This window comes from Wolbachia endosymbiont (group A) of Paraperithous gnathaulax, assembly GCF_964028485.1.
In the GTDB taxonomy this organism is placed as follows: domain Bacteria; phylum Pseudomonadota; class Alphaproteobacteria; order Rickettsiales; family Anaplasmataceae; genus Wolbachia; species Wolbachia pipientis.
This window is the reverse complement of sequence record NZ_OZ034784.1, coordinates 256,680-277,181: the sequence shown is the minus strand read 5'-3', so window position 1 is coordinate 277,181 and position 20,502 is coordinate 256,680. Positions and strand designations below refer to the sequence as shown.

Sequence of the window (20,502 nt, the reverse complement as noted above, 5' to 3'; positions counted from 1 at the left end):
ATAAATCCACTGAATAAAAAATATATGCTAATTAGTACAACATCAGAACTGGAGAATACATGTGAAGAGTTAATAGCAAAAAAGCCGAAATTTATAGCAGTTGACACGGAGTTCATTAGAAATAATTTAATCTACTACCCAAAATTATCGTTAATTCAAATTTCTTACGGAGAGAAGAGTTTTATTGTAGACGCATTAGTGCCAGAAATTGATTTATCATTCATTAAGAAAATAATGCTAAATCAGGGGATAACCAAAGTGTTTCATAGCTGCCGGCAGGATATAGAATCCTTACTCACTGTGTTTAAATGTATTCCCACTCCCATTTTTGATACCCAAGTTGCTGCTATGTTTTGTCATTATTATCATGACTTTATTGGTTACTCAAAAGTAGTGGAGCAATATCAAGGAATAGCACTGGATAAAATTAAAGCTAAAAATTCAGATTGGTTAAGGCGTCCGTTGTCCGAAGATCAGTTAGATTATGCAGTAAACGACGTGGTACACCTATATGACCTATACCAAATATTGTGCAATAAACTTGAAGAAAATAATAGGATGGGTTGGTTTCAAGAAGAGATGGAATCAATAGTTGATATAAATAAGTATTTACATAGCCCAAAAGATGCATGGAAGAGGATTAAATTTAATTATGAAGTAAATCCAAGATTGATACTAACTGTTAAAGCAGTTAGTGAGTGGCAAGAAACCTTAGCACAGCGCTATAATATGAACCGTAATAAAATAATCAATAATGCTGTAATAGCTGATTTTATTGAAAAAAATGTAGAGCATGTTGATGAGATTTTAGATGATCTCAAGAGGAATACAAAAAATATAAAAGATGCGGATTTACTAGAGTTTGTGAATATTTTTAATGAAAATGAGAGAAATTGGATGCAGCAAAACAACACCTTATCGAGTAATTATGACAAATCTGTACTTGATATACTCTCAATTATTTTAGATAGTAAATGTAAAGAAAGTAACATATCAAGGAAATTAGTTTCTTCAAAAGATGAGTTAACCGGGTCAATATCTGGACAGACAGATAAATTATTCAAGGGATGGAGATATGATTTTTTTGGCAGGTCAGTTGAATCATTTTTGAACACAAGCTCAAAATTTGAGATTTCAGCAGTGAAATCCGCAAATAATATAACCAAAATTCAGAGTAATTTAGTGGAGAATAACTGTTGCTAAAGTAACTTAGATTTATCGACAATCGTCATCCCGCTACGTGTTAGTGGCTAAGAGATACCGCGGCGGTATGACGGTTAAGTAGGGTGTTATCCAAGTAGCCCTGACTACTTGGATCCAGGAAAATTGATTGTGCACTATACAACATAAAAGCTAGATTCCAGACTGGAATAACACCACCTACAAATTGCAATGTTCGTATAGTTATGTGCTTGACACTGAGATCTAGAAAATCTAGTTAATATATATAGAGAAACCTTAGCTATAGTTTCAAAAGAAGTCGAATGTATTTTGTTATATGATTATAAGTCTAACAGGCGGAATTGGGGTAGGAAAGAGCTTTGTAGCTAATTGCTTTCAAGAGTTTGGTGCTGTTGTATTTGATGCTGATTCTGTTGTACACCAACTTTATAAGGTGGATAAAAGCATAATAAGTTATGCAGAGAAAAATTTTCCTGGAGTGGTAGTAAATGGTGAAATAGATAGAACAGTACTGTCTAAATATTTCTTAGCCTACGATGAAAATTGGAAACAATTTCAATCTTTGGTTCACTCTGCTGTGCTGCGTGAATTAGAATTTTTTATTGCCAAGGAAAAAAAGATCGATAGAAAACTTTTAGTTTTAGATGTGCCACTTCTATTAGAAACAAAATTTTATTTATATTGCGACCTTATTGTTTTTGTTCATGCAGATAGCGTTGTGCAAGCTCAAAGACTTAACGAACGCAACATAGATAAAGAAAAGCTTAATCTAATCTCCGATGTTCAGTTATCTATTGAGGAGAAAAGGAAGATGAGTGACTTTATTATCGATACCAGTGTAAGCAAAGAGTATGTTTTTTCTCAAGTAAAAGATATAGTGGATTCATTAAACCTAAACACGTAGCTCTACGTCATACCGCCGCGGTATCTCTAGATCCCGCTAACAAGCAGCGGGATGACGGTTGTCAGGATCCCAGCAGCCTCCCTCCCCTGTCATCCAAGTAGCCCCCTATGGTGTCATCCCAGTGCCCAGACACTGGGATCCAGGAAAATTGATTGTGCACTATAGCAACATTTTTGATCAAAAACTGGATTCCAGTGTCAAGCACTGGAATGACACCCTTCCGATGGGAACTGCTCTCAAACTACAACAGCATGAGTAGCTACAGAAGCTTTAATGATACAAGAAAAAATAAACAGCTATCATTTTTTTAGTAATTAAGTAAAATAGAGTGAAAGATTGCGAGGAAGTTTTGAAAAATAAGATAAAAAAGATAGTAATTTCAGGAAAGGAAGTGTGGCCAATCATCGAAGGTGGTAAAGGCATTGCAGTTAGTGATGGGAGATCAAGCGGAGCATTTGCTGCAGCAGATGCTGTGGGTACATTTTCTGGTGCAAATGCTAAGCTTATTGATGATAATGGCGAGTTAGTGCCACTAATTTATAAAGGCAAAACAAGAAATGAAAAGCATAGTGAATTGATTGAGTATAGTATTGAAGCTGGAATTAGTCAGGCAAGAATAGCAAATGAAATATCAAAAGGTCATGGAAGAATACACATGAATGTACTTTGGGAGATGGGAGCAGCAGAACGCGTACTTCATGGCATATTAGAAGGAGCGAAAGGTTTGATTCATGGTATTACCTGCGGTGCTGGTATGCCTTATAGGCTTGGAGAAATTGCAGCTAAATATCAGGTTTATTATTACCCTATTATCTCATCGGTGCGTGCTTTTAAAGCATTATGGAAGCGTGCTTACCAAAGAATATCTTCCTATTTGCTTGGTGGAGTAGTGTATGAAGATCCATGGCTTGCTGGAGGGCACAATGGACTGAGTAACAGTGAAGACCCAGAGCTACCACAGGCTCCATTTGAAAGAGTTGCAGAGCTTAGATCTTTCATGAACGAGATCGGTCTTTCAGAAACACCAATTGTTATGGCAGGAGGAGTGTGGCATTTGAAAGATTGGGAACATTGGTTTGACAATCTGCAAATTGGACCAATAGCTTTTCAGTTTGGCACTCGTCCACTTTTGACGAAAGAAAGCCCAATTTCTGCAGAGTGGAAAAAGAAGCTACTCACTTTAGAAGAAGGTGATGTATTTTTAAATAAATTCAGTCCAACAGGGTTTTACTCATCTGCGGTGAGGAATAATTTTATACGTGAGTTACAGGAACGAAAATTACATCAAGTAAATTTTTCAGAAAATGCCAGCGAAGAATCCAATAGTGAATTTGCAATGGGTAGCAGAGGTAGGAAGATCTACCTTACTGCAAAAGACAAAGAACTGGCAAATACATGGACTAAAGCAGGGTACACAGAAGCAATGAAAACCCCAGATTCAACTGTTATTTTTGTGACGCCAGATAAATTTAAACAAATAAGAGAAGATCAAATCAATTGTATGGGATGTTTGAGCCATTGTTTGTTTAGCAATTGGAAAGATCATGGTGACCATTCAACAGGACGAAAGCCAGATCCGCGTAGTTTTTGCATACAAAAAACACTGCAAAACGTTATACACGATGGTGATATTGAGAACGAACTCATGTTTTCCGGGCACAATGTGTACAAATTTAAGCAAGATCCATTTTATGAGAATGGCTACGTACCGGCAGTAAAAGAACTGGTGGAAAGGATATTGACTGGGTATTGAGTCAGTGACCTTACCCAGAAAAAGTGGAGAGAAAGTGCGGAATGTTTTTTACAAAAAGAATGATGCATCAAATTGTTCTGGAATGCAATAGTTAATAGTGACGTTGTTTGTTATAAAAAATTTCTATGTATTCAAATATTGCAGTTCTAGTGTGTTGAGCAGAGTGTTGTGAAGTATCAATAAGTATTTCTCTTTTCAATGAGCTAAAGAAGCTTTCTGCAACAGAATTGTCGTAACAACAGCCTTTATTACTCATCTATATTCTTTACAGCTAAGAGATATTGATACCCTTGCGCAGTATATTGTGAACCTTGGTCACTGTGCAGCAGTAGATTTTTAACAGGTTTACGCCTATTAATGGCCATTAATAAAGAGTTCATAACCAATTGTTTATTTATTGCACTACTCATTAACTACCATACGTGAGAATTATTGCTGCCAAATATAGCCATCCCTCCTTGGTTTTGATGTAAGTAATCCCATACTTTATTTGGTTGATCAACAATAAAGTTTTGATCTAGTATATTGGGAGCTACAGCTCTATTATCTGTTTGTTGTTTTTTAATTTTAAACTTTCTTCTCAGTATAGCCCTGATGTCATTTTTCTGCATAATACTTTGCACCGTTTTCAAATTGCAACTTTTACCCAAAGCCTTCAATTCAGCATGAATTTTAGGAGCTCCATATCTACATTTAGAAACTTGATATATTTTTTGAATAGCTTCGAGTAGCTCTTTATTTGCTGATTCTCTACTGCTTATTTTTCTTGTGGTCCACTTATAGTAGCCACTAGCAGAAAATCCTACATAATTCCTGTACTTTATAGCAGTTACTATATAAAAAAATATTTTACTCTTTTTGACTGGCCAGGGCTTTTTTTTAAATGTCTCTTTCCCTTGTTACTCTTGCTTTGTAAATCAAACCTCTCTTTGTCGTAAGGAGCCATGTTACCTCTACCTGGAAATGCATTTGCCGCTGACTTTTTTTCGTTATATTTCTTCATCCATTTTCCTAATAAACCACCCTTTATTCCTAAATCTCTTGCTATTTTTGTAATTGTTTGACCTGCCTTTCTTTGTTCATTTGCCAGTTTAACAGCTTCCAATTTGAATTCTGCCGTATATTCTCTTACCATTTCTAATCCTCCAAAATTTTATTTTACCCAAAAAAACTCTTTTCTTTCTCTCCACTTTTTCTGGGTAAGGTCAGTCTTTAGGCACCCAAACAAAGGGAAATGCTGGATAAAAATAAAATACTTTAAAAAGTATAATAACGATAACTGGCGTTTTATGACAAGTAACAAGATACATTTTATTATACACAGCGATCATGTTATTAAACGACATATCAAAGTGCAAAAAACCAGATCTCCATATGATGGTGATTGGGTTTATTGGGGTAAACGTCTGAGAAAAATACCAGATAAGCCATTAAGAGTAATAAAACTATTGAAGTTACAACAAAGTAAATGTGATAATTGTAGACTATGGTTTAAAAGTGATGATACAATAGAAATACATCACAAAGACCGGAATAGACGAAACAACATGATCAAAAACTTATCTTTGTTACATGGACATTGTCACGATGAATTACACAGGAGGTGTGCATGAAAAGCTCCAAATTGGAGAGAAGCCGTATGAGGCGCAAAGTCTCACGTACGGTTTTGAAGTCGAGTGAGGAGGGGCGACCTTCTTCACTTAGACAACAATATGCAGATGAAACTACGGAAGAAGACTTAAGGAAAATAGCAGAAAAAGCACCAATAATAAAGTTAGCCTACGATGAATTAGACAGGTTTAGCTGGAATGAAAAAGATTTAGTAGCATATGAAGAAAGAATAATGGATCTGCGGAAAGAAGAAGGCATCCTCGCTAAAAAACTTGATGAGGGAAAGATTGAAGGAAAGATTGAAGTAGCAAAAAACCTACTTAAGGCTGACATCTCTATTGATATTATCTCTCAGACAACCGGCCTTCCTCAAGCTGAGATTAAACGACTTCAGGAAGAAATCACCTAAAAGGCTAATGATCAACGAAAAAATTGTAAGAGAGAACTTAAAAAAAGTCATAGAGCAAAAAAGCGGTAAAGATGTGATCGCTCTTGGCATAATATCCTCAATTATTATTAAAGGTCAAGATGTTGGTTTTGTGCTTGAAGTTGCCGGTAACACGCAAGCAAATGAAGAATTAAGAAGAAATTGTGAGCAAGCTGTTAAAGCTATACCGGGGGTGACAAAAGTGACCGTGGTTGCTACTTGTCAAAAACAAACTGGGCAACAAAAAGCTAAATTACATATCGAAGGAGTGAAAAATATAATCGTTGTGGCCTCTGGTAAAGGCGGTGTGGGCAAGTCCACAGTTGCGCTAAATCTTGCTCTCTCATTAGCAAAGTTAAAACACAAAGTTGCGCTGGTTGATGCAGATATATATGGTCCTTCAATTCCTAAAATGCTTGGCGCTGAAAAATTAAAGCCAGAAATACAGGATAGTAAAGCAATGCCTATAGAAAAGTATGGACTGCATACTATTTCAATTGGCTATTTTATCGATAAAGATCGTGCAGCAATATGGCGCGGACCTATGATTACAAAAGCACTTTATAGTCTGCTAATGGGAACAAAATGGTCCGATATAGAGTATTTGATAATTGATACACCACCTGGAACTGGCGATGTGCATTTAAGTCTTATGGAAAATTTTAACTTAACTGGGGCGATAATAGTTTCAACTCCACAGGAGCTCTCTTTAATCGATGCTCGCAAAATTTATGATATGTTTACAAAGCTCAGCGTACCGGTTATTGGCATTGTAGAAAATATGAGTTATTTCATTCAAAGCGGCTCAAAAATATACATATTTGGAAAAGACGGTGCAAAAAAAATGTCTGAGGAGCTGGGCATCAAACTTCTAGGCAGAGTTCCTCTAGATCCACAAATATGCCATGCTTCTGATTGCGGAAATCCTTTAATGTTAAGTGAGGATTTGGCAGAGATTTATGAAGACATTGCTCAAAGTATAGTTAAACAATAGAATAAGCGTGAGAAACATGCGAATCAAAGTCCTCTTTTGTTAGTTACAAAATAGACTGCTTGCATAACCATTATTTACATGAAAAATTAGCAGCTTTTGTCATTCCAGCGCGTGACGCTGGAATCCAGAAAAAAAGAAGAATGGATCCCAGTGGGCTTTGTTGCATCTCTCTTCGGATAGTAGGTAACGCACAATAAATTTATGAAGCTATCTCAAATTTAGCCATGCCTATTTCAGTAAATTTGTTAAGCAAATAACATTTGAGTAGCAGTTCCCTCTCACGATTCATTTCAGATTTGTTCCTAAAACTAAATCCAAATGTCTTTTTTAATCGCGAGAAAAAACCTTCTATATAAGATCTTTTTCCATAACTCATCTCTTTTTTCCACTTCTTTATACCATCTTCATCATATGACTTTATGAGCTTGACTGCAGAATTTCTCTCAGCCATATAGTCTAACTTTGGATGCTCTGCTGCGTTGTTTTTCGGAGGAATTTTCGTTTTTATACCATATTGATTACACAGCTTATAGAGCTTTTCTCTGTCATATGCCCTATCTGCATATAGTACTTTTATGACATACTGAAAATCGACTTCTTTTAGCAAATCACAAGCTCCATAGTGATCAGAGTAGACACCGTTACTGTATTTTACAGCTATGGCTTTTTTGCTGTTTGTATTCAACATTACATGCAATTTTCTTGTCTGTTCATAGCTGCGATACTTTCTATCTTCGCTATTTTCTTTGCTATGACCAGGAGTGTTGTTGTATATACTAATTCCTGTACTGTCTATAGCAATTTCGATATCTTCCATATTATTTTTATCAATTCTGCAATCATTGATCTTAATATTGAGTTTCTTAAACCTTCTTGATGATTGTGAATAGCTGATAACTTGCAAATTTTTCCCAATTTGCTCAAGGTATCCTGCTATAAACCCAACTGTTTGCCTCAGGCCTATTCTAAATAAACAAGTTATTATGTGCACCAAAATTACAACTTTATCGCTATAAATATTGTTGCCACCTGGTATTTTTGGACCATTCTCGTACCACTTTTCTATGGCTTCGTTGATATAATGAAAAATATTTCCTCTTTTTTCTAGAAATTTGTTATATTCGCTATGGTTACTGACCCTCATTTTTTGTGGCATATTTTTTCTTTCAAGGTTAAATGGCTATTTTATAATGAATTTTGTCAGTAGCCACCAGATTTTTTCAGTTGCTATGCAACAAAGCCATCCCAGTGTCAAGCACTGGGATGACACCTTTATGTTTGAGGCAAAACCGGCCATAGCATTTAACACACTGCCTTCGCAAAATGTTCGTACAGTTGTTCGTTACGTGCTGGAATGACAAGGTGGAGTGTCTTTAGATGTCATCCAAGTAGCTGACACTGGGATCTAAAAAATTTAATTTATATATAAAGTTTGTTTAAACTATTTTCAAAACAGATAAAATATAATTTTACAATTAGCGTAAATAAAATGAATTATGATGTAATCATTTCAGGTGGTGGGTTACTTGGTCTTATTACTGCCATTGGCCTCAGTTGTGACTCTGTGTCTGTAGCTGTGATTGAAAAAAATAGTCTACCACGTGTAGTAGATGACAACCGAGCATTTGCTATTTCTCAAGGTTCGAAAAAAATATTGGAAAAATTAGGGATTTGGCAGTTTATAGAAAGCGAAGCTGAGCCAATACTTGATATATGCATATTAGATGCGGTTACTGTGCATTACAATCATAAAATGGTTGGTGAAGAACCAATGGGTTATGTTATTAACAATGCCACTATATGGAATGCAATCAACAATAATTTTTTGAATAAACTAAATATATACTCTCCACATTCCTATAAAACAATTGCTTGTGATTCAGGATATGTGGAAGTTATTCTTGATAATAACCAGGAATTAATATCATCGCTACTTATCTGCGCTGAAGGCAAGAACTCTAAACTACCAGAGTTATTTTCTATACCGACAGCGAAATTTGATTATAAACAAAGTAGCATAGTATTTAATGTAAAGCATGAACTGCATCACCAAAACTTAGCTGTAGAGCGTTTTTTTCCTGGCGGTCCATTTGCAATTCTACCGATAAAGGATGGCTATACTTCTTCGATAGTTTGGACAGAAAAATCTGGAATTTCAAAAATGCTAATGGATCTGTCTGAAGAAGAATTTATTATAGAGCTTAAAAAAAGATTTGGTTCTTATTTAGGAAAGATAAAACTAGAGGGTGAAAGAAAACTTTATCCTTTAAGTTTTGTTTTCGCAAAAAAGTTATATAAGGGTAGAGTTTTGCTTATCGGCGATGCAGCACATTCAATTCATCCAGTTGCAGGTCAAGGGCTTAATCTTGGAATTAGAGATGTAGAAAGTATTATAAAGCACGTAGTTGCCGCAAAAGCATCTGGTATTGATGTTGGCAGTAGTTATTTATTAAAGAAAATTTCACGTAACAGATACTTTGATAATTTTACAATGGCGCTTGCAACTGATGGATTAAATAGGATGTTTTCCAACAGAATATTCTGCGCTAAAGCACTAAGAAATCTTGGCTTGATTGCAGTTGAAAATTCAAATTTCCTCAAAAAACGCTTCATTCGGCATGCTATGGGATTTATATAAATCACTATTTTATAGCTAATGCAAGTCAGGTTTCCCACGGCATACCGCCGCGGTATCTTGGCCGCTAACACGTAGCGGGATGACGAATGTATCTGTTTAGCAGTTGTGTTAAAAGTCAATAGAAAAATTGATGTAGCTGTGGATAAGTACTTTTATCTGTATAAACGTGCTTATCCACAGCTATACTGGCTCTTAGATAGAAACAGACAGAGAGTTATATTTCTCAGTAAAAACCCTGTCATCTCTGACTAAAGAGTTAGCAAGAATAAGCAATTTCCTCATGGCAGCAGTGGAAGCAATTTTATATGGCTTTTTATATTGACTATATAATCTAGTAAAGAAAGGTTTGATATAGGAATTAGGGGGGGAGGGGGGGGATGTATGGTCCCAGAGTGTGATGGTATGATAAAATATGAGAAAACAATACCATCAAAGGAGGAATTATGGGACAAATATTACATGGGTGCGCCAAAACAACAGAGACAATTCGTAGAGCAATACAAAATAGTAAAGAGAGCATAGCAAAACTCTCCAGGTACTATAACCTTAATCCAAAAACTATCATTAAATGGAGAAAACGGTCTTTTGCCAAAGACGCTGATATGGGTCCGAAGCATGCAAGATCAACTGTTTTAACTTTAGAAGAGGAGGCTGTAATTGTTGCATTTCGTAAGCATACTCTATTGCCATTAGATGATTGTCTCTACGCTTTGCAAACCTCAATCCCACACTTGACTCGCTCTAGTCTACATCGTTGCTTACAGAGGCACAGCATTAGCAGACTACCAGATGTTGATGGCGAAGTTAAACCAAAAAAGAAATTCAAACAATATCCTATAGGCTATTTCCATATTGATATTGCAGAAGTCAGAACAGAAGAAGGAAAGTTATATTTGTTTGTTGCAATAGATAGAACATCCAAATTTACGTATGTTGAGTTGCATAAAAGTGCTACAAAACCTATAGCTGCTGAGTTTCTACGTAATTTGATTAAAATTTTACCATATAAAATCCACACTATTTTGACAGATAACAGTGTACAATTTACCAACCAAAAACGCCATAAATACGCTTTTCAACATATATTTGATAGAGCTTGTGAAGAAAATGACATTGAACACCGTCTAACAAAAGTTAGCCATCCTTGGACAAATGGGCAAGTTGAGCGTATGAACAAAACTTTAAAGAATGCCACTGTTAAGAAGTATTACTATCAGTCTCACCAGCAACTCAAAGAGCATCTTTATGACTTTGTTATGGCCTACAATTATGCTAAAAGACTCAAAACTCTTAAGGGTCTTACACCTTTTGAGTTTATATCTTTACAGTGGACAAAATCTCCTGAATTGTTCATACTAAATCCACACCATCACACTCTGGGACCATACACTTCCTGTGTTTCGTAATATTATACAATCAAATTGATAAAAGCTGTATTATCTCCTTGCAGCATTAAGTGTATATTTTTTGCTATTTTTTCCACTAAGGGAGTAACATTATCAAAATTTGAAAATTTTGATAACACATAATCTGCTAAGCTTCTTTGATCTTCAGGTCTACCCACTCCAAATCTCAAGCGCCAATAATCGTTGCCAATAAAACTATCTATGGATTTAAGTCCATTATGTCCAGCAGAGCTACCACCTTTCTTTATTTTTATTCTTCCAAGTTCCAAATCAGCGTCATCGTGTATGACAACAATATTATCTAGCGATAATTTGTAAAAATTTCGTATTTTTGCAACAGGGATGCCTGAATTATTCATAAATGAATAAGGCTTTATTAACATGATTTTATTATCATTAATTATGCCAGAGGTTATTAGATAATCGGCTTTTTTAGAGAACGACTGGAAATTCCAATATTTGCAAATTGTATCAACTACGATGAAGCCGATATTATGATAAGTTAACTCATATTGACCACCAGGGTTACCAAGCCCAACTATCAGGTGCACTATTCCTCTGTTTCTGCTTGAGGTTCTTCAACGTCACTATCGGCAGCAGAAATTGTAACAATGGTAAAATTTTCTTCTTCATGAGCTACAAACTTAACACCTTCTGGTAATTTTACATCATTAATATGTATAGACTGGCCAATCATTTTACCGGATAAATCAACTTCAATAACCTGAGGTATTTTATCAGGAGAGCATTTAACAGCAATAGAACGACACAAAACATTAAGCACTCCACCTAATTTGATTCCTGGAGCTTTACTTTCATTCACAAATGATAGAGGTATGTCTATTTTAATTTCACTGCCTTTATCAATAAACTGAAAATCAACATGTTGCACAGTATCCTTTACTACATGCAATTGGATATCGCGAACAAGAGCATATTCCTTTTTGCCCGAAATATTCAGCTCTATCAAATGTGCAGAAAGAGAGCCTGACTTATATTGCTTTGTGAATTCCTTTGCAGACAATGTCAAATTTACATTATCATGGCCCTTTCCATATATGATTCCAGGGATGTTTCCTTTCTTCCTTAGAGAATGCATCGCTTTTGTTTTTGTTATATCACGTAACTCTGCATTAATTGTTACTATTTCCTGTTGCGTCATCGGTTACTCCTATTCAGCTAATCCTTTTAATATAATTTAACAATAATATAACATAAAAATATTTATTTCAAACTTCATTCTTTCATACTAATTGTTTGTGAAAGGATTTATTTAGATATATATTTAAGCTTATTTAACAAGAACTATGGGCATTGACGATAAAGTAGTTTTTAGGATTTATAGACCAACAAGAACTGCAACACAATCTGGTTTAGGTAATACAAATTTCTGGCACCTGAAAATTGAATCTGGCTCTTACTACATTGAACCTTTAATGGGGTGGGTTGGCTCAAAAGATCCAAAAAAACAGATTGTATTAAAGTTTGATTCTCTTGAAAAAGCAGTATTCTACGCAAAAAAACGCAACGTTAAATACATAATTGAAATGCCAAAAAATGTTAAGAGGCTGCCAAAATCTTACGCAAGCAATTTCATACTAAAGTAAGTTGCACAACAAATGGTGTTATGCAAGTAGCTGACACTGCTCTCCTTTGTCATCCCAGTGCCCAGACACTGGGATCCAGGAATTTTATTAAGTTGGTAAGCATAAAAATAGCTGTTTTACGTTAAAATACAATGTTTTTGATGATTATGGAAAGGCTGGATCCCAGTGTCAAGCACTGGGATGACACCATTTGTTGTAAACTCACTTTTACTCTATGGTTATACTACCTTGCCGCTATCCTGAACGGATACAAAGTAAGTTTTATTGTGATGTGCTCATCTGTAAAAAATAAGACTTAATCTCACTGTTGATCATGGATTTTAAGTTGTGCTAACACACTGCGGCCATTTAAAGAGTCAAGATTTTTAACCTGGCTAGCCAGTATTAAAGAGTTATTTTTCAGGTATTTCTTTACAAGACTTGCAAGTCTTTTTGGATTATTTAAATAGCTCCACTCTGCTTGTAAAACTTTTATATCACTTTGTACTAAATTAATTTCACTTTTTATTTTTATTAGCTCTCTATTTAACGACTGAACATGTAATTTTACCTTAAATAGTCCTACAATGCTAAGAAAAAACATAACTATTGAGATGATGCAGAAAGTTCTCACGACAACCTCTGTATAGCTCTTAGTTTTGCTGAGCGTGAACGCGGATTTGCACTTACTTCTTCTATACTTGCTTCGATCACTTTTTTATTTAGCAGAGAGAATGTCTTGCAATCAGTAGCACATAAATCTTTAAAAAAAGTTTTGACTATACGATCTTCTAAGGAATGAAAGGTGACGACAATTAATTTGCCATTCTCACTTAAAATCTCAGATGCAGCTTTAATACCCTTTTCAAGTTCTCCCAGCTCATCGTTTACCCATATTCTGATTGCCTGAAATGTTCTGGTTGCAGGATCAATTTTGCTTTTTCCACGGAACACCACAGAACGTACAATGTTCGCAAGCTCAAATGTAGTTTTGATAGTTTTCTTCTTCCGTGCACTTACTATTGCTCTTGCGATTTTGCGAGAATGATGCTCTCCTCCGTAGTTATATATAGTATTTGCGATTTCTTCTTCGCGTAAAGCATTAACAAACGTTGAAGCGTTTATATAAGAAGAGTTATCCATACTCATATCGAGTGGACCATCATGTAAAAATGAGAACCCTCTATCTCCGTTATCAAGCTGCATAGATGAAACTCCGATGTCAAAGACCACTCCATCCACTCCGTTTGATGTCATTCCAGCGCGTGACCAGTTATTTTTTCCAGTATCAAGTACTGGGATGACAGGAGATGGCTCAACGCTGCTTAGTATACTTTTAATATTACTAAACTTCTCAATGAATAGTTTTATTCTATCGGGATATCTAACGCTTAAATCATCATAAAACTTAGTTACCGTTTCATCTCTATCAATTGCATATACCTTGCAATCAGCTGACTCCAATATTGCTTTGCTATACCCTCCAGCTCCAAATGTGGCGTCCACGTATATGCCACCATCCTGCGGTGATAGTAGTGATAGCATCTCTTTTAACAAAACTGGAGTGTGTGTCATATCAAAAAATTTAAGTACAGTTGGTGTAGATATCCTACTCTACTCTACTCTACTCTTCACATCAATTTTATTTATGTACATAGATTTTCTTGCCAAAATATGGTATCTTATCGGAATATATGAGCAATAATATTAAAATCAAGGTTTAATATTGTTAATATAATATTCACATAACGTTCACATTTTTTTTTATATATAAGATCAAACAGGCTATAGGGAAATTATGCAGCAAATAACAAAAGTAATATTTTCAAGTTTGATTTGTAACACTTTATTGTGGTATGACCACATGCTTTTTGGCCACTTAATAAACATAATAGGTGGTGTGTTTTTTCCATCGGATGATCAACTAACCAGCGTATTGAAGGCTTTTGGAGTGTTTGCAGTGGGTTTCTTAATGAGACCAGTCGGTGCTGCTATATTTGGTCACATTGGTGATAAACATGGCAGAAGAGTTGCCTTATTGCTCTCGATTATATTAATGACTTTATCAACCGTATTAATTGCTTTTGTTCCAGGTTATCAAAGCATTGGAATACTAGCGTCAATGCTGGTAGTGTGTTTAAGATTATTGCAGGGTATATCTCTTGGAGGAGAAGCAGGAAATGCACCATTTTTAATAGAACATGCTCCTAAAAACAAAAAAGGATTTTTTGGCAGCATTGAGGTATTAAGTGCAATTCTTGGTTCAATATTAAGCCTGATAGCGGTACTCATATGCAAAAAAGTATCTGATTTTGAATCTTGGGGGTGGAGATTACCTTTCATTTTCAGTTTAGCAATGGGATTAATTAGCATATATATGAGATATATACTTGATGAAAGCCCAGAGTATAAAAGACAAAAAAATCCGTCTAAATTGCCACTAAAAGAGTTATTAAACAATTACAAAAAGCCTGTTCTAATATCAATAGGTATTGACTTGGTTGAAAATGCGTCTCTCTATATATATTTGGTATTTTTCAATGTGCTTACGAATAAAATATTAACAGTAAATACTCATTTTAATCATATAGTGGAAATACTGAGTCAAATTGCGCTCGGAGGATTGACAATATTATTTGCTATACTTTCTGATAAGGTAGGAAGAGAAAAAGTTATGAAATTTGCATTTATAGCTTTTGTAATAGTAAGTTATCCAGTTTTTTCAATGTTATGTAGTGGCAATTACTTGCTGGCACACATTCTTTTATAATTCCAATAGCTGCATCGCTTGGTCCTGTCAGTGCACTTATGTGCGAATTATTTCCAACAAAGGTTCGGTACAGTGGATTTGGTTTATCAAGAAATATAGCTGCTGGATTTTTTGGCGGCCTTGCACCATTTATATGCACAACAATTATCAAGGTTACAGGACAAGAGACTTCAGCTAGTTTTTACATGATTTTCTGTGCATTAATTGGGCTAGTTGCTATATCGCAAATTAAGGGTGAGCTTTCTTCAAAATCACCCAAAGTAAACCAAGTATAGTTGCAGTATAGCAGAATTTAAAAAAATCTAATTATAAGGTGGGAAATGCCAATTCTTAGGTGATAATGTGAATATTTCAGCACCATCTTTTGTCACTCCAAGTGTATGCTCAAATTGAGCAGAAAGTGAAAGATCGCGTGTTGTTACTGTCCAGTCATCGAGTTTACTGAGCAGAGTCTCATGTTTTCCAGCATTAATCATTGGCTCTATTGTAAAAAACATACCTTCCTTTAAGACAAGATCTTCATCTTGATCATAGAAATGCACTACATTTGGTGGAGCATGAAAGACTTTTCCTATACCATGTCCGCAGTAGCTGCGTACGATAGAATATCCAAAATCTCTAATATATTTCTCTATAGCAAGCCCTATTTCATTTAACTTATTGCCGGGCTTAACTTGTTTGATTGCTTCCATCAACGCATTATAAGTAGCATCACATAAACGTTTTGCTTTGATTGATGGTTTGCCAACCCAAAACATGCGACTTGTATCACCATGCCAACCATTTAAAATCACCGTGACATCAATATTTAAAATATCTCCATCTTTAAGCGGTTTATCATCGGGAACACCATGGCACACAACTGCATTTTTTGAAGTGCAAATTGATTTTGGATACCCCCTATAGTTTAGTGGTGCTGGAATTGCACCTGCATTAATTATAAAGTCATGGCATAGATCATTTAATTCATTGGTTGTCACCCCTACCTTTACGTACGGTGCAATGAAATCAAGAGTTTCAGCAACAAGCCTGCCAGCCTTGCGCATAAATTCAAAATCTTCTTGTGAGTGTATAGTTATGTTCATATTTTCCATGTCTTATTGTAATTGGTACGCTTACTCGCAAGTACATAAACATAATAATTTTACATATTATAAAAATAAGTCCTATGGATCCTAGTGTCAAGTCATTTGTATGAAAGGTGGTAAAACAGAAATCTAGACTGTAACTTTTGATTTAACCCAATTATACAATTTACTCATTTTACCATCCTGACCTAAAATACCAGAATTATTTTTATAAAAAGTGTCAACTATTAGCTTTATAGAGCCTATAGCAGCAGAAAATACAGGATTTTTATCATATTCGCCATCAAGACCGCTACAAGACTCAGGGCACCCAATTCGAACTTGCTTATTGAATATATAGCCTGCAATTTCCTTCATGCTTGTGAGTTGACTAGTTCCACCTGTGATCACTACTTTATTAATTGGATCTTTCTGCTCTTGAAATTGCTCTCTTACCATTTCAAGTATTTCTTCAACTCTTGGTCTTATGATGTTAATAAGCTCAGATTTGAATACTTGAGTAGGTTCATCATTTTTGTTGTTTTGCATTGTAATGTACTCATTCTCATCTATTGAAGTTACGATAGTGCTGCCATACAGTATTTTTATATACTCTGCACGTTCTATGCTTGTGCATAGCCCGTAAGCAATATCTCGAGTGATATGAACACCACCAATTGGAACGCTGCTTGCATACACAAGTTTCCCTCTTTTGAAAATTCCAATTGCAGTGCACCCACCGCCTATATCAACAATAGCAGTCCCGAGCTCTTTTTCATCTCCACTCAGACAGGCAAGACCTGCAGAATATGCAGAAGCAATACAACCTGCCATATTTAATCCACCATTATTGGTAATACAGTTTTCAATATTGGTAAGCGCTGGACGCGAAGCAGTGACAACATTAACATCAGCAGATAGTCTTTTTCCGTACAATCCACCAACTTCTTTTATGTCAGTCATGTCATCTAAGTGATATTTTAGTGGTATATTGTGAATGATAACATTGTCTTCAATATATTTCTCAAATGTTTGAAAAACTACACGTCTTATATCACGCTCAGAAATCTCATGGTTAGCTGCAATAATTTCATTATGTACATTGAAAGATGAGATGCCACATCCAGCAATGTTCACATATATCTGATCTATGGTTTCTTCTGATACTTGCTCAGCTAAACCTATAGTTGATGAGATGGAGTAATTTGCGTGTTTTACATTAGTTATCGACCCACCGTTTACACCTTCTGCAATCTTATAGCCCGTTCCTGTTACTTTATAGCTGAAGTTGCCATTTATTTTAACGATTAGACAAATAATCTTTGTTGTACCTATGTCTAAAACAGCAAAAACGTTTCTCTTTGGTTTTGCTATTACTGCAGAGTACATTAGTTAACCTTATTACGCAATTTCATTTAAATTGTAGCTTCCTTTAATAATTTATATTTCTATTATAGATATAGCAACATTTTAATATACACTAAATTCTGGACAAAAGGAAAAGCAAAACATAGAATTATAATTTTTATGTCCATATTACCAATTGTAATTGCCCCTGATGAAAGACTAATCACACGTGCCAGTGAAGTAACAGATATAAACGATAAAATTAAAGAATTAGTAAACGACATGTTCGAAACTATGTATGATGCAGAAGGTCTTGGCCTTGCTGCAGTGCAAGTTGGAGTGTTAAAGAGAATTTTTGTTATGGATATTCAGCTAGAAACGATTGAAAATGAGCCAGCAGGATATGGCTCAACTGGCAAATTTTACATGATTAATCCTGAGATTACAGAATTATCCGATGAACAAGTAATTCTCAAGGAAGGATGCCTTTCAATTCCAGAGCAAAGTCATGAAATTAAGCGTCCAAAGTATCTAACTGTGAAATACAGAGACTTAAATAACGAAGAACAGACGCTAAAAGCTAGTGGTTGGCTTGCAAGGTGTATTCAGCATGAATTAGATCACTTAAACGGCATATTATATATTAGACATTTATCTAAATTAAAGTATGATATGGCCATGAAAAAAGCACAAAAGGTTAAAAAGCATTATGAGCAATAAAGACCTAGAATTATTAAAATTTTACCATGAAGTGGGCGTTGATTGCACACTAATGGAGGGTGAAGAGGAAAAAAAATTGGAGAGCAAAGAGAGTGTACAACCCTCTGTTATCCAAACTGGGACCAAGAAGAAAGATGCAGATATGCGCTGGAATGACACTAAAGATGGAAAAGACATGTTTCCAAGTGATTGGATAATTGAAGCAAGGAAACTTGCAGGTAAATGTGGTAGTGTGGATGAATTAAGAAGTGCAGTTGAATCATTTGAAGGTTGTGAGATAAAAAAAACTGCAACTAATACTGTCTTTTCCGATGGTAATCCAAATGCAAAAATTATGCTCGTTGGTGAAGCTCCAGGAGCAAATGAAGACCTTCAAGGCATACCATTTTGTGGTGCAAGTGGAATGTTGCTCGATAAAATGTTAAATGCAATCAATCTTGATCGCACTAAGGTATACATAAGCAATACTGTATTTTGGCGCCCACCTGGCAATAGAAAGCCAACCGACCTAGAGCTTGATATGTGCAGACCATTTGTTGAGAAGCATGTTGCACTGGTTTCACCGCAAATTCTAATTTTAGTCGGGGGAATCGCATGTTATAGCCTTCTTGACAGCACAAAAACTATATCGAATTTGCGTGGCAGATTTCATACGTACACTAACCAATATTTGTCCAATTCAATCACCACAGCCGCTATATTTCATCCAGCTTACCTACTTCGCCAACCGGCACAAAAACGTTTAGCCTGGGAGGACTTGAAGAAGATTAGGGAGTATCTTGATAACACCAATAACTGCACAAATACCTAATAAAGTGGTAGACCTCTTGCATAGTTTTTTGCAGCATGTTAACAATCGTTAGAAACGAAAAAACTTCCTTGACAAACTCCGCCAGCTCCCTTATCATAAAATTGAAGCTATTGTATTTGCTTTCGCCAATCTGCAGATTAAAAGGTAAGGATTACTTAATGTATCGGCGTCTTATGTTCAATTTTTTGCAGTATATAGATACTGTATGTCTTTACAAAACTTCATCTACATCTAGATTTTTATCTAAATAAGCTGGACGCGCTTACAAAGCGTTACAAGACATCAAAAAATGCCAATACTCGACAGAGATAGTAAAAGACTAGCTAACTCGGGGATTCTTTGTCCTTTTTTCTGCTTAGTAAATTTCTTAAACATTTGCAGCGTAAGTTAGTTGCAATTAAAAGCAGCTTATACCAATTCTCATTATTAGTGAATCAAATAAGCGATATTGTAGAGTTATTTAATTGTGGAGTGAGAAAGAAAGGCAATAGTATGGCTTTTTTTTCCATTGTTATCTATCCGTTTATTGTGCAGTGGGAATTGGTATTAATCTTGCTTGTCAAGCGTTTAAAACATAAAAAACGCCAATATTTTAAAGCGGATAATAACCCCAGGGCTTCTTTTGCCTTTTTTTTATTTGGTAAATTTCTTAATATTTATAGCTAAACGACAATCGTCATCCCGCAGCGGGATCTATGCTTTGAGATACCGCGAATAAATCGCGGTATGACGTAGAGCTCGCGTTAGCTATACTTTTATGCTTACCAACTCAGTATCCAATCAAAATCCTGGATTTCAGTGTCAAGCACTGAAATGACACCAAAAGGGCTACTGCTGTTTTGGATGGAAACCAGTGTCAGCTACTTGAATCTGCCACGCAAATTGCCTGCAAATTGCAATGTTCGTACAGCTGTGCGTCATGCGCTGGAATGGCATCAAGGGGTAACTTTTTATTTAAACAATGATTGTAAAATGATTATAATAAGAGATCTATTGAAATTTTAAAGTTATTAAATATTGACGCTATATACTTAAGTGTTAAAATAGAATGAAAAGTTTTTAGGAGTTTATATGGCAGCAGGTGGGAAAGCAAAGACAGCTAGTAAAAATAACCCTACTCAGCGTAAGAAAGCTGAGCAAAAAATGTATAAAGATAAACCGGTAAAACCTGTTAGATATATAGATCGTGATTCGCGCATGAATTATATGTCTGCTCAATATGACAACGGCAATCTGGTTGAAGATGAGGTAAGCGGCAATCCTATAAAGTGGGAAGCTGTATAATA

Annotated in this window: 25 protein-coding genes and 1 pseudogene; 14 read left to right on the top strand and 12 right to left on the bottom strand. The window is 35.4% G+C overall.

The window, feature by feature from the left end:
• Nucleotides 1-24 precede the first annotated feature (24 nt).
• The 4 genes from ABWU74_RS01580 to ABWU74_RS01565 all read left to right on the top strand — a co-directional run bounded on the left by ABWU74_RS01580 (nt 25) and on the right by ABWU74_RS01565 (nt 3,839).
• Complete coding sequence (locus ABWU74_RS01580; protein WP_010962422.1) at nt 25-1,203, top strand: ribonuclease D; 1,179 nt, start codon at nt 25-27, stop codon at nt 1,201-1,203.
• A gap of 295 nt (nt 1,204-1,498) precedes the next feature.
• A complete protein-coding gene (gene coaE / locus ABWU74_RS01575; protein WP_006280338.1) occupies nt 1,499-2,086 on the top strand; it encodes a dephospho-CoA kinase in 588 nt (195 codons plus the stop codon).
• A 58-nt stretch (nt 2,087-2,144) separates the two neighbouring features.
• Complete coding sequence (locus tag ABWU74_RS01570; protein ID WP_209473407.1) at nt 2,145-2,345, top strand: hypothetical protein; 201 nt, start codon at nt 2,145-2,147, stop codon at nt 2,343-2,345.
• Between the two features lie 90 nt (nt 2,346-2,435).
• On the top strand, nt 2,436-3,839 hold the full coding sequence (locus ABWU74_RS01565) for an NAD(P)H-dependent flavin oxidoreductase (RefSeq protein ID WP_138265073.1): 1,404 nt from the start codon (nt 2,436-2,438) through the stop codon (nt 3,837-3,839).
• A 91-nt stretch (nt 3,840-3,930) separates the two neighbouring features.
• On the opposite strand, the gene ABWU74_RS01560 is transcribed toward ABWU74_RS01565, so the two are convergent.
• The 4 genes from ABWU74_RS01560 to ABWU74_RS01540 form a co-directional block, all read right to left on the bottom strand.
• Entirely contained in the window at nt 3,931-4,095 is a 165-nt protein-coding gene (locus ABWU74_RS01560) for an IS3 family transposase (RefSeq protein WP_084741697.1), read from the bottom strand.
• A complete protein-coding gene (locus tag ABWU74_RS01555) occupies nt 4,088-4,249 on the bottom strand; it encodes a DDE-type integrase/transposase/recombinase (protein ID WP_010082071.1) in 162 nt (53 codons plus the stop codon). Before ABWU74_RS01555 ends, ABWU74_RS01560 begins: the two co-directional genes overlap by 8 nt.
• Nucleotides 4,250-4,252: 3 nt before the next feature.
• Nucleotides 4,253-4,549, bottom strand: coding sequence for an IS3 family transposase (locus ABWU74_RS01550; protein ID WP_094189604.1), 297 nt, complete (start codon nt 4,547-4,549; stop codon nt 4,253-4,255).
• 122 nt (nt 4,550-4,671) lie between these two features.
• Entirely contained in the window at nt 4,672-4,974 is a 303-nt protein-coding gene (locus tag ABWU74_RS01540; RefSeq protein ID WP_209472831.1) for a transposase, read from the bottom strand.
• Between the two features lie 154 nt (nt 4,975-5,128).
• On the opposite strand from ABWU74_RS01540, the gene ABWU74_RS01535 reads away from it, so the two are divergent.
• Genes ABWU74_RS01535 through ABWU74_RS01525 form a run of 3 tightly spaced genes read left to right on the top strand, consistent with a single transcriptional unit; the run spans nt 5,129 to nt 6,871 of the window.
• Nucleotides 5,129-5,452: an HNH endonuclease gene (locus ABWU74_RS01535; protein WP_022626216.1), complete on the top strand. Its 324-nt coding sequence runs from the start codon at nt 5,129-5,131 to the stop codon at nt 5,450-5,452.
• Nucleotides 5,449-5,859 carry a hypothetical protein gene (locus ABWU74_RS01530; RefSeq protein WP_010082232.1) on the top strand — a complete coding sequence of 137 codons (411 nt, stop codon included), beginning with the start codon at nt 5,449-5,451 and terminating at the stop codon, nt 5,857-5,859. The genes ABWU74_RS01535 and ABWU74_RS01530 overlap by 4 nt, the downstream gene beginning before the upstream one ends.
• A gap of 7 nt (nt 5,860-5,866) precedes the next feature.
• Nucleotides 5,867-6,871, top strand: coding sequence for an Mrp/NBP35 family ATP-binding protein (locus ABWU74_RS01525; protein WP_007548295.1), 1,005 nt, complete (start codon nt 5,867-5,869; stop codon nt 6,869-6,871).
• A gap of 199 nt (nt 6,872-7,070) precedes the next feature.
• Here ABWU74_RS01525 and ABWU74_RS01520 read toward each other — a convergent pair whose 3' ends face one another.
• Both ABWU74_RS01520 and ABWU74_RS01515 read right to left on the bottom strand, forming a co-directional pair.
• Nucleotides 7,071-8,027 (bottom strand): IS5 family transposase, encoded by a 957-nt coding sequence (locus ABWU74_RS01520; protein ID WP_338482730.1) that lies wholly within the window; start codon nt 8,025-8,027, stop codon nt 7,071-7,073.
• A 24-nt stretch (nt 8,028-8,051) separates the two neighbouring features.
• Nucleotides 8,052-8,180: a hypothetical protein gene (locus ABWU74_RS01515; protein ID WP_256437790.1), complete on the bottom strand. Its 129-nt coding sequence runs from the start codon at nt 8,178-8,180 to the stop codon at nt 8,052-8,054.
• 180 nt (nt 8,181-8,360) lie between these two features.
• Between ABWU74_RS01515 and ubiH the strand changes: the two genes are divergently transcribed.
• Together ubiH and ABWU74_RS01500 are read left to right on the top strand one after the other, a co-directional pair.
• A complete protein-coding gene (ubiH, locus tag ABWU74_RS01510; protein ID WP_209473195.1) occupies nt 8,361-9,509 on the top strand; it encodes a 2-octaprenyl-6-methoxyphenyl hydroxylase in 1,149 nt (382 codons plus the stop codon).
• Nucleotides 9,510-9,952: 443 nt separating this feature from the next.
• Nucleotides 9,953-10,915 (top strand): IS481-like element ISWpi4 family transposase, encoded by a 963-nt coding sequence (locus tag ABWU74_RS01500; protein ID WP_006279689.1) that lies wholly within the window; start codon nt 9,953-9,955, stop codon nt 10,913-10,915.
• A 2-nt stretch (nt 10,916-10,917) separates the two neighbouring features.
• Here the strand turns inward: ABWU74_RS01500 and pth are convergent, their stop codons facing one another.
• Complete coding sequence (gene pth, locus ABWU74_RS01495; RefSeq protein ID WP_065094970.1) at nt 10,918-11,466, bottom strand: aminoacyl-tRNA hydrolase; 549 nt, start codon at nt 11,464-11,466, stop codon at nt 10,918-10,920.
• Nucleotides 11,466-12,077 (bottom strand): 50S ribosomal protein L25/general stress protein Ctc, encoded by a 612-nt coding sequence (locus ABWU74_RS01490; RefSeq protein WP_209473198.1) that lies wholly within the window; start codon nt 12,075-12,077, stop codon nt 11,466-11,468. The genes pth and ABWU74_RS01490 overlap by 1 nt, the downstream gene beginning before the upstream one ends.
• Before the next feature lie 145 nt (nt 12,078-12,222).
• Here ABWU74_RS01490 and ABWU74_RS01485 point away from each other — a divergent pair, with 145 nt between their 5' ends.
• Entirely contained in the window at nt 12,223-12,522 is a 300-nt protein-coding gene (locus ABWU74_RS01485) for an NADH dehydrogenase ubiquinone Fe-S protein 4 (RefSeq protein WP_065094969.1), read from the top strand.
• Between the two features lie 301 nt (nt 12,523-12,823).
• On the opposite strand, the gene ABWU74_RS01480 is transcribed toward ABWU74_RS01485, so the two are convergent.
• Together ABWU74_RS01480 and rsmH are read right to left on the bottom strand one after the other, a co-directional pair.
• The gene (locus tag ABWU74_RS01480) at nt 12,824-13,135 is read right to left on the bottom strand and encodes a hypothetical protein (RefSeq protein ID WP_007548286.1); all 312 of its coding nucleotides are present in this window, start codon (nt 13,133-13,135) and stop codon (nt 12,824-12,826) included.
• Nucleotides 13,132-14,076 (bottom strand): 16S rRNA (cytosine(1402)-N(4))-methyltransferase RsmH, encoded by a 945-nt coding sequence (gene rsmH / locus ABWU74_RS01475; protein WP_209473203.1) that lies wholly within the window; start codon nt 14,074-14,076, stop codon nt 13,132-13,134. Before rsmH ends, ABWU74_RS01480 begins: the two co-directional genes overlap by 4 nt.
• 223 nt (nt 14,077-14,299) lie before the next feature.
• On the opposite strand from rsmH, the pseudogene ABWU74_RS01470 reads away from it, so the two are divergent.
• A pseudogene (locus ABWU74_RS01470) lies at nt 14,300-15,546 on the top strand (MFS transporter).
• A 27-nt stretch (nt 15,547-15,573) separates the two neighbouring features.
• On the opposite strand, the gene map reads toward ABWU74_RS01470, so the two are convergent.
• The gene (gene map, locus ABWU74_RS01465) at nt 15,574-16,356 is read right to left on the bottom strand and encodes a type I methionyl aminopeptidase (protein ID WP_265027932.1); all 783 of its coding nucleotides are present in this window, start codon (nt 16,354-16,356) and stop codon (nt 15,574-15,576) included.
• A gap of 132 nt (nt 16,357-16,488) precedes the next feature.
• Nucleotides 16,489-17,727, bottom strand: a complete 1,239-nt coding sequence (gene ftsA / locus ABWU74_RS01460) for a cell division protein FtsA (protein WP_353289350.1) — start codon at nt 17,725-17,727, stop codon at nt 16,489-16,491.
• Between the two features lie 138 nt (nt 17,728-17,865).
• On the opposite strand from ftsA, the gene def reads away from it, so the two are divergent.
• The 3 genes from def to ABWU74_RS01445 all read left to right on the top strand — a co-directional run bounded on the left by def (nt 17,866) and on the right by ABWU74_RS01445 (nt 20,500).
• Nucleotides 17,866-18,405, top strand: coding sequence for a peptide deformylase (gene def, locus ABWU74_RS01455; protein ID WP_264329787.1), 540 nt, complete (start codon nt 17,866-17,868; stop codon nt 18,403-18,405).
• Nucleotides 18,395-19,216, top strand: coding sequence for a uracil-DNA glycosylase family protein (locus ABWU74_RS01450; RefSeq protein WP_209473207.1), 822 nt, complete (start codon nt 18,395-18,397; stop codon nt 19,214-19,216). Before def ends, ABWU74_RS01450 begins: the two co-directional genes overlap by 11 nt.
• A gap of 1,071 nt (nt 19,217-20,287) precedes the next feature.
• Nucleotides 20,288-20,500: a hypothetical protein gene (locus tag ABWU74_RS01445; protein ID WP_006279675.1), complete on the top strand. Its 213-nt coding sequence runs from the start codon at nt 20,288-20,290 to the stop codon at nt 20,498-20,500.
• Nucleotides 20,501-20,502 lie beyond the last annotated feature (2 nt).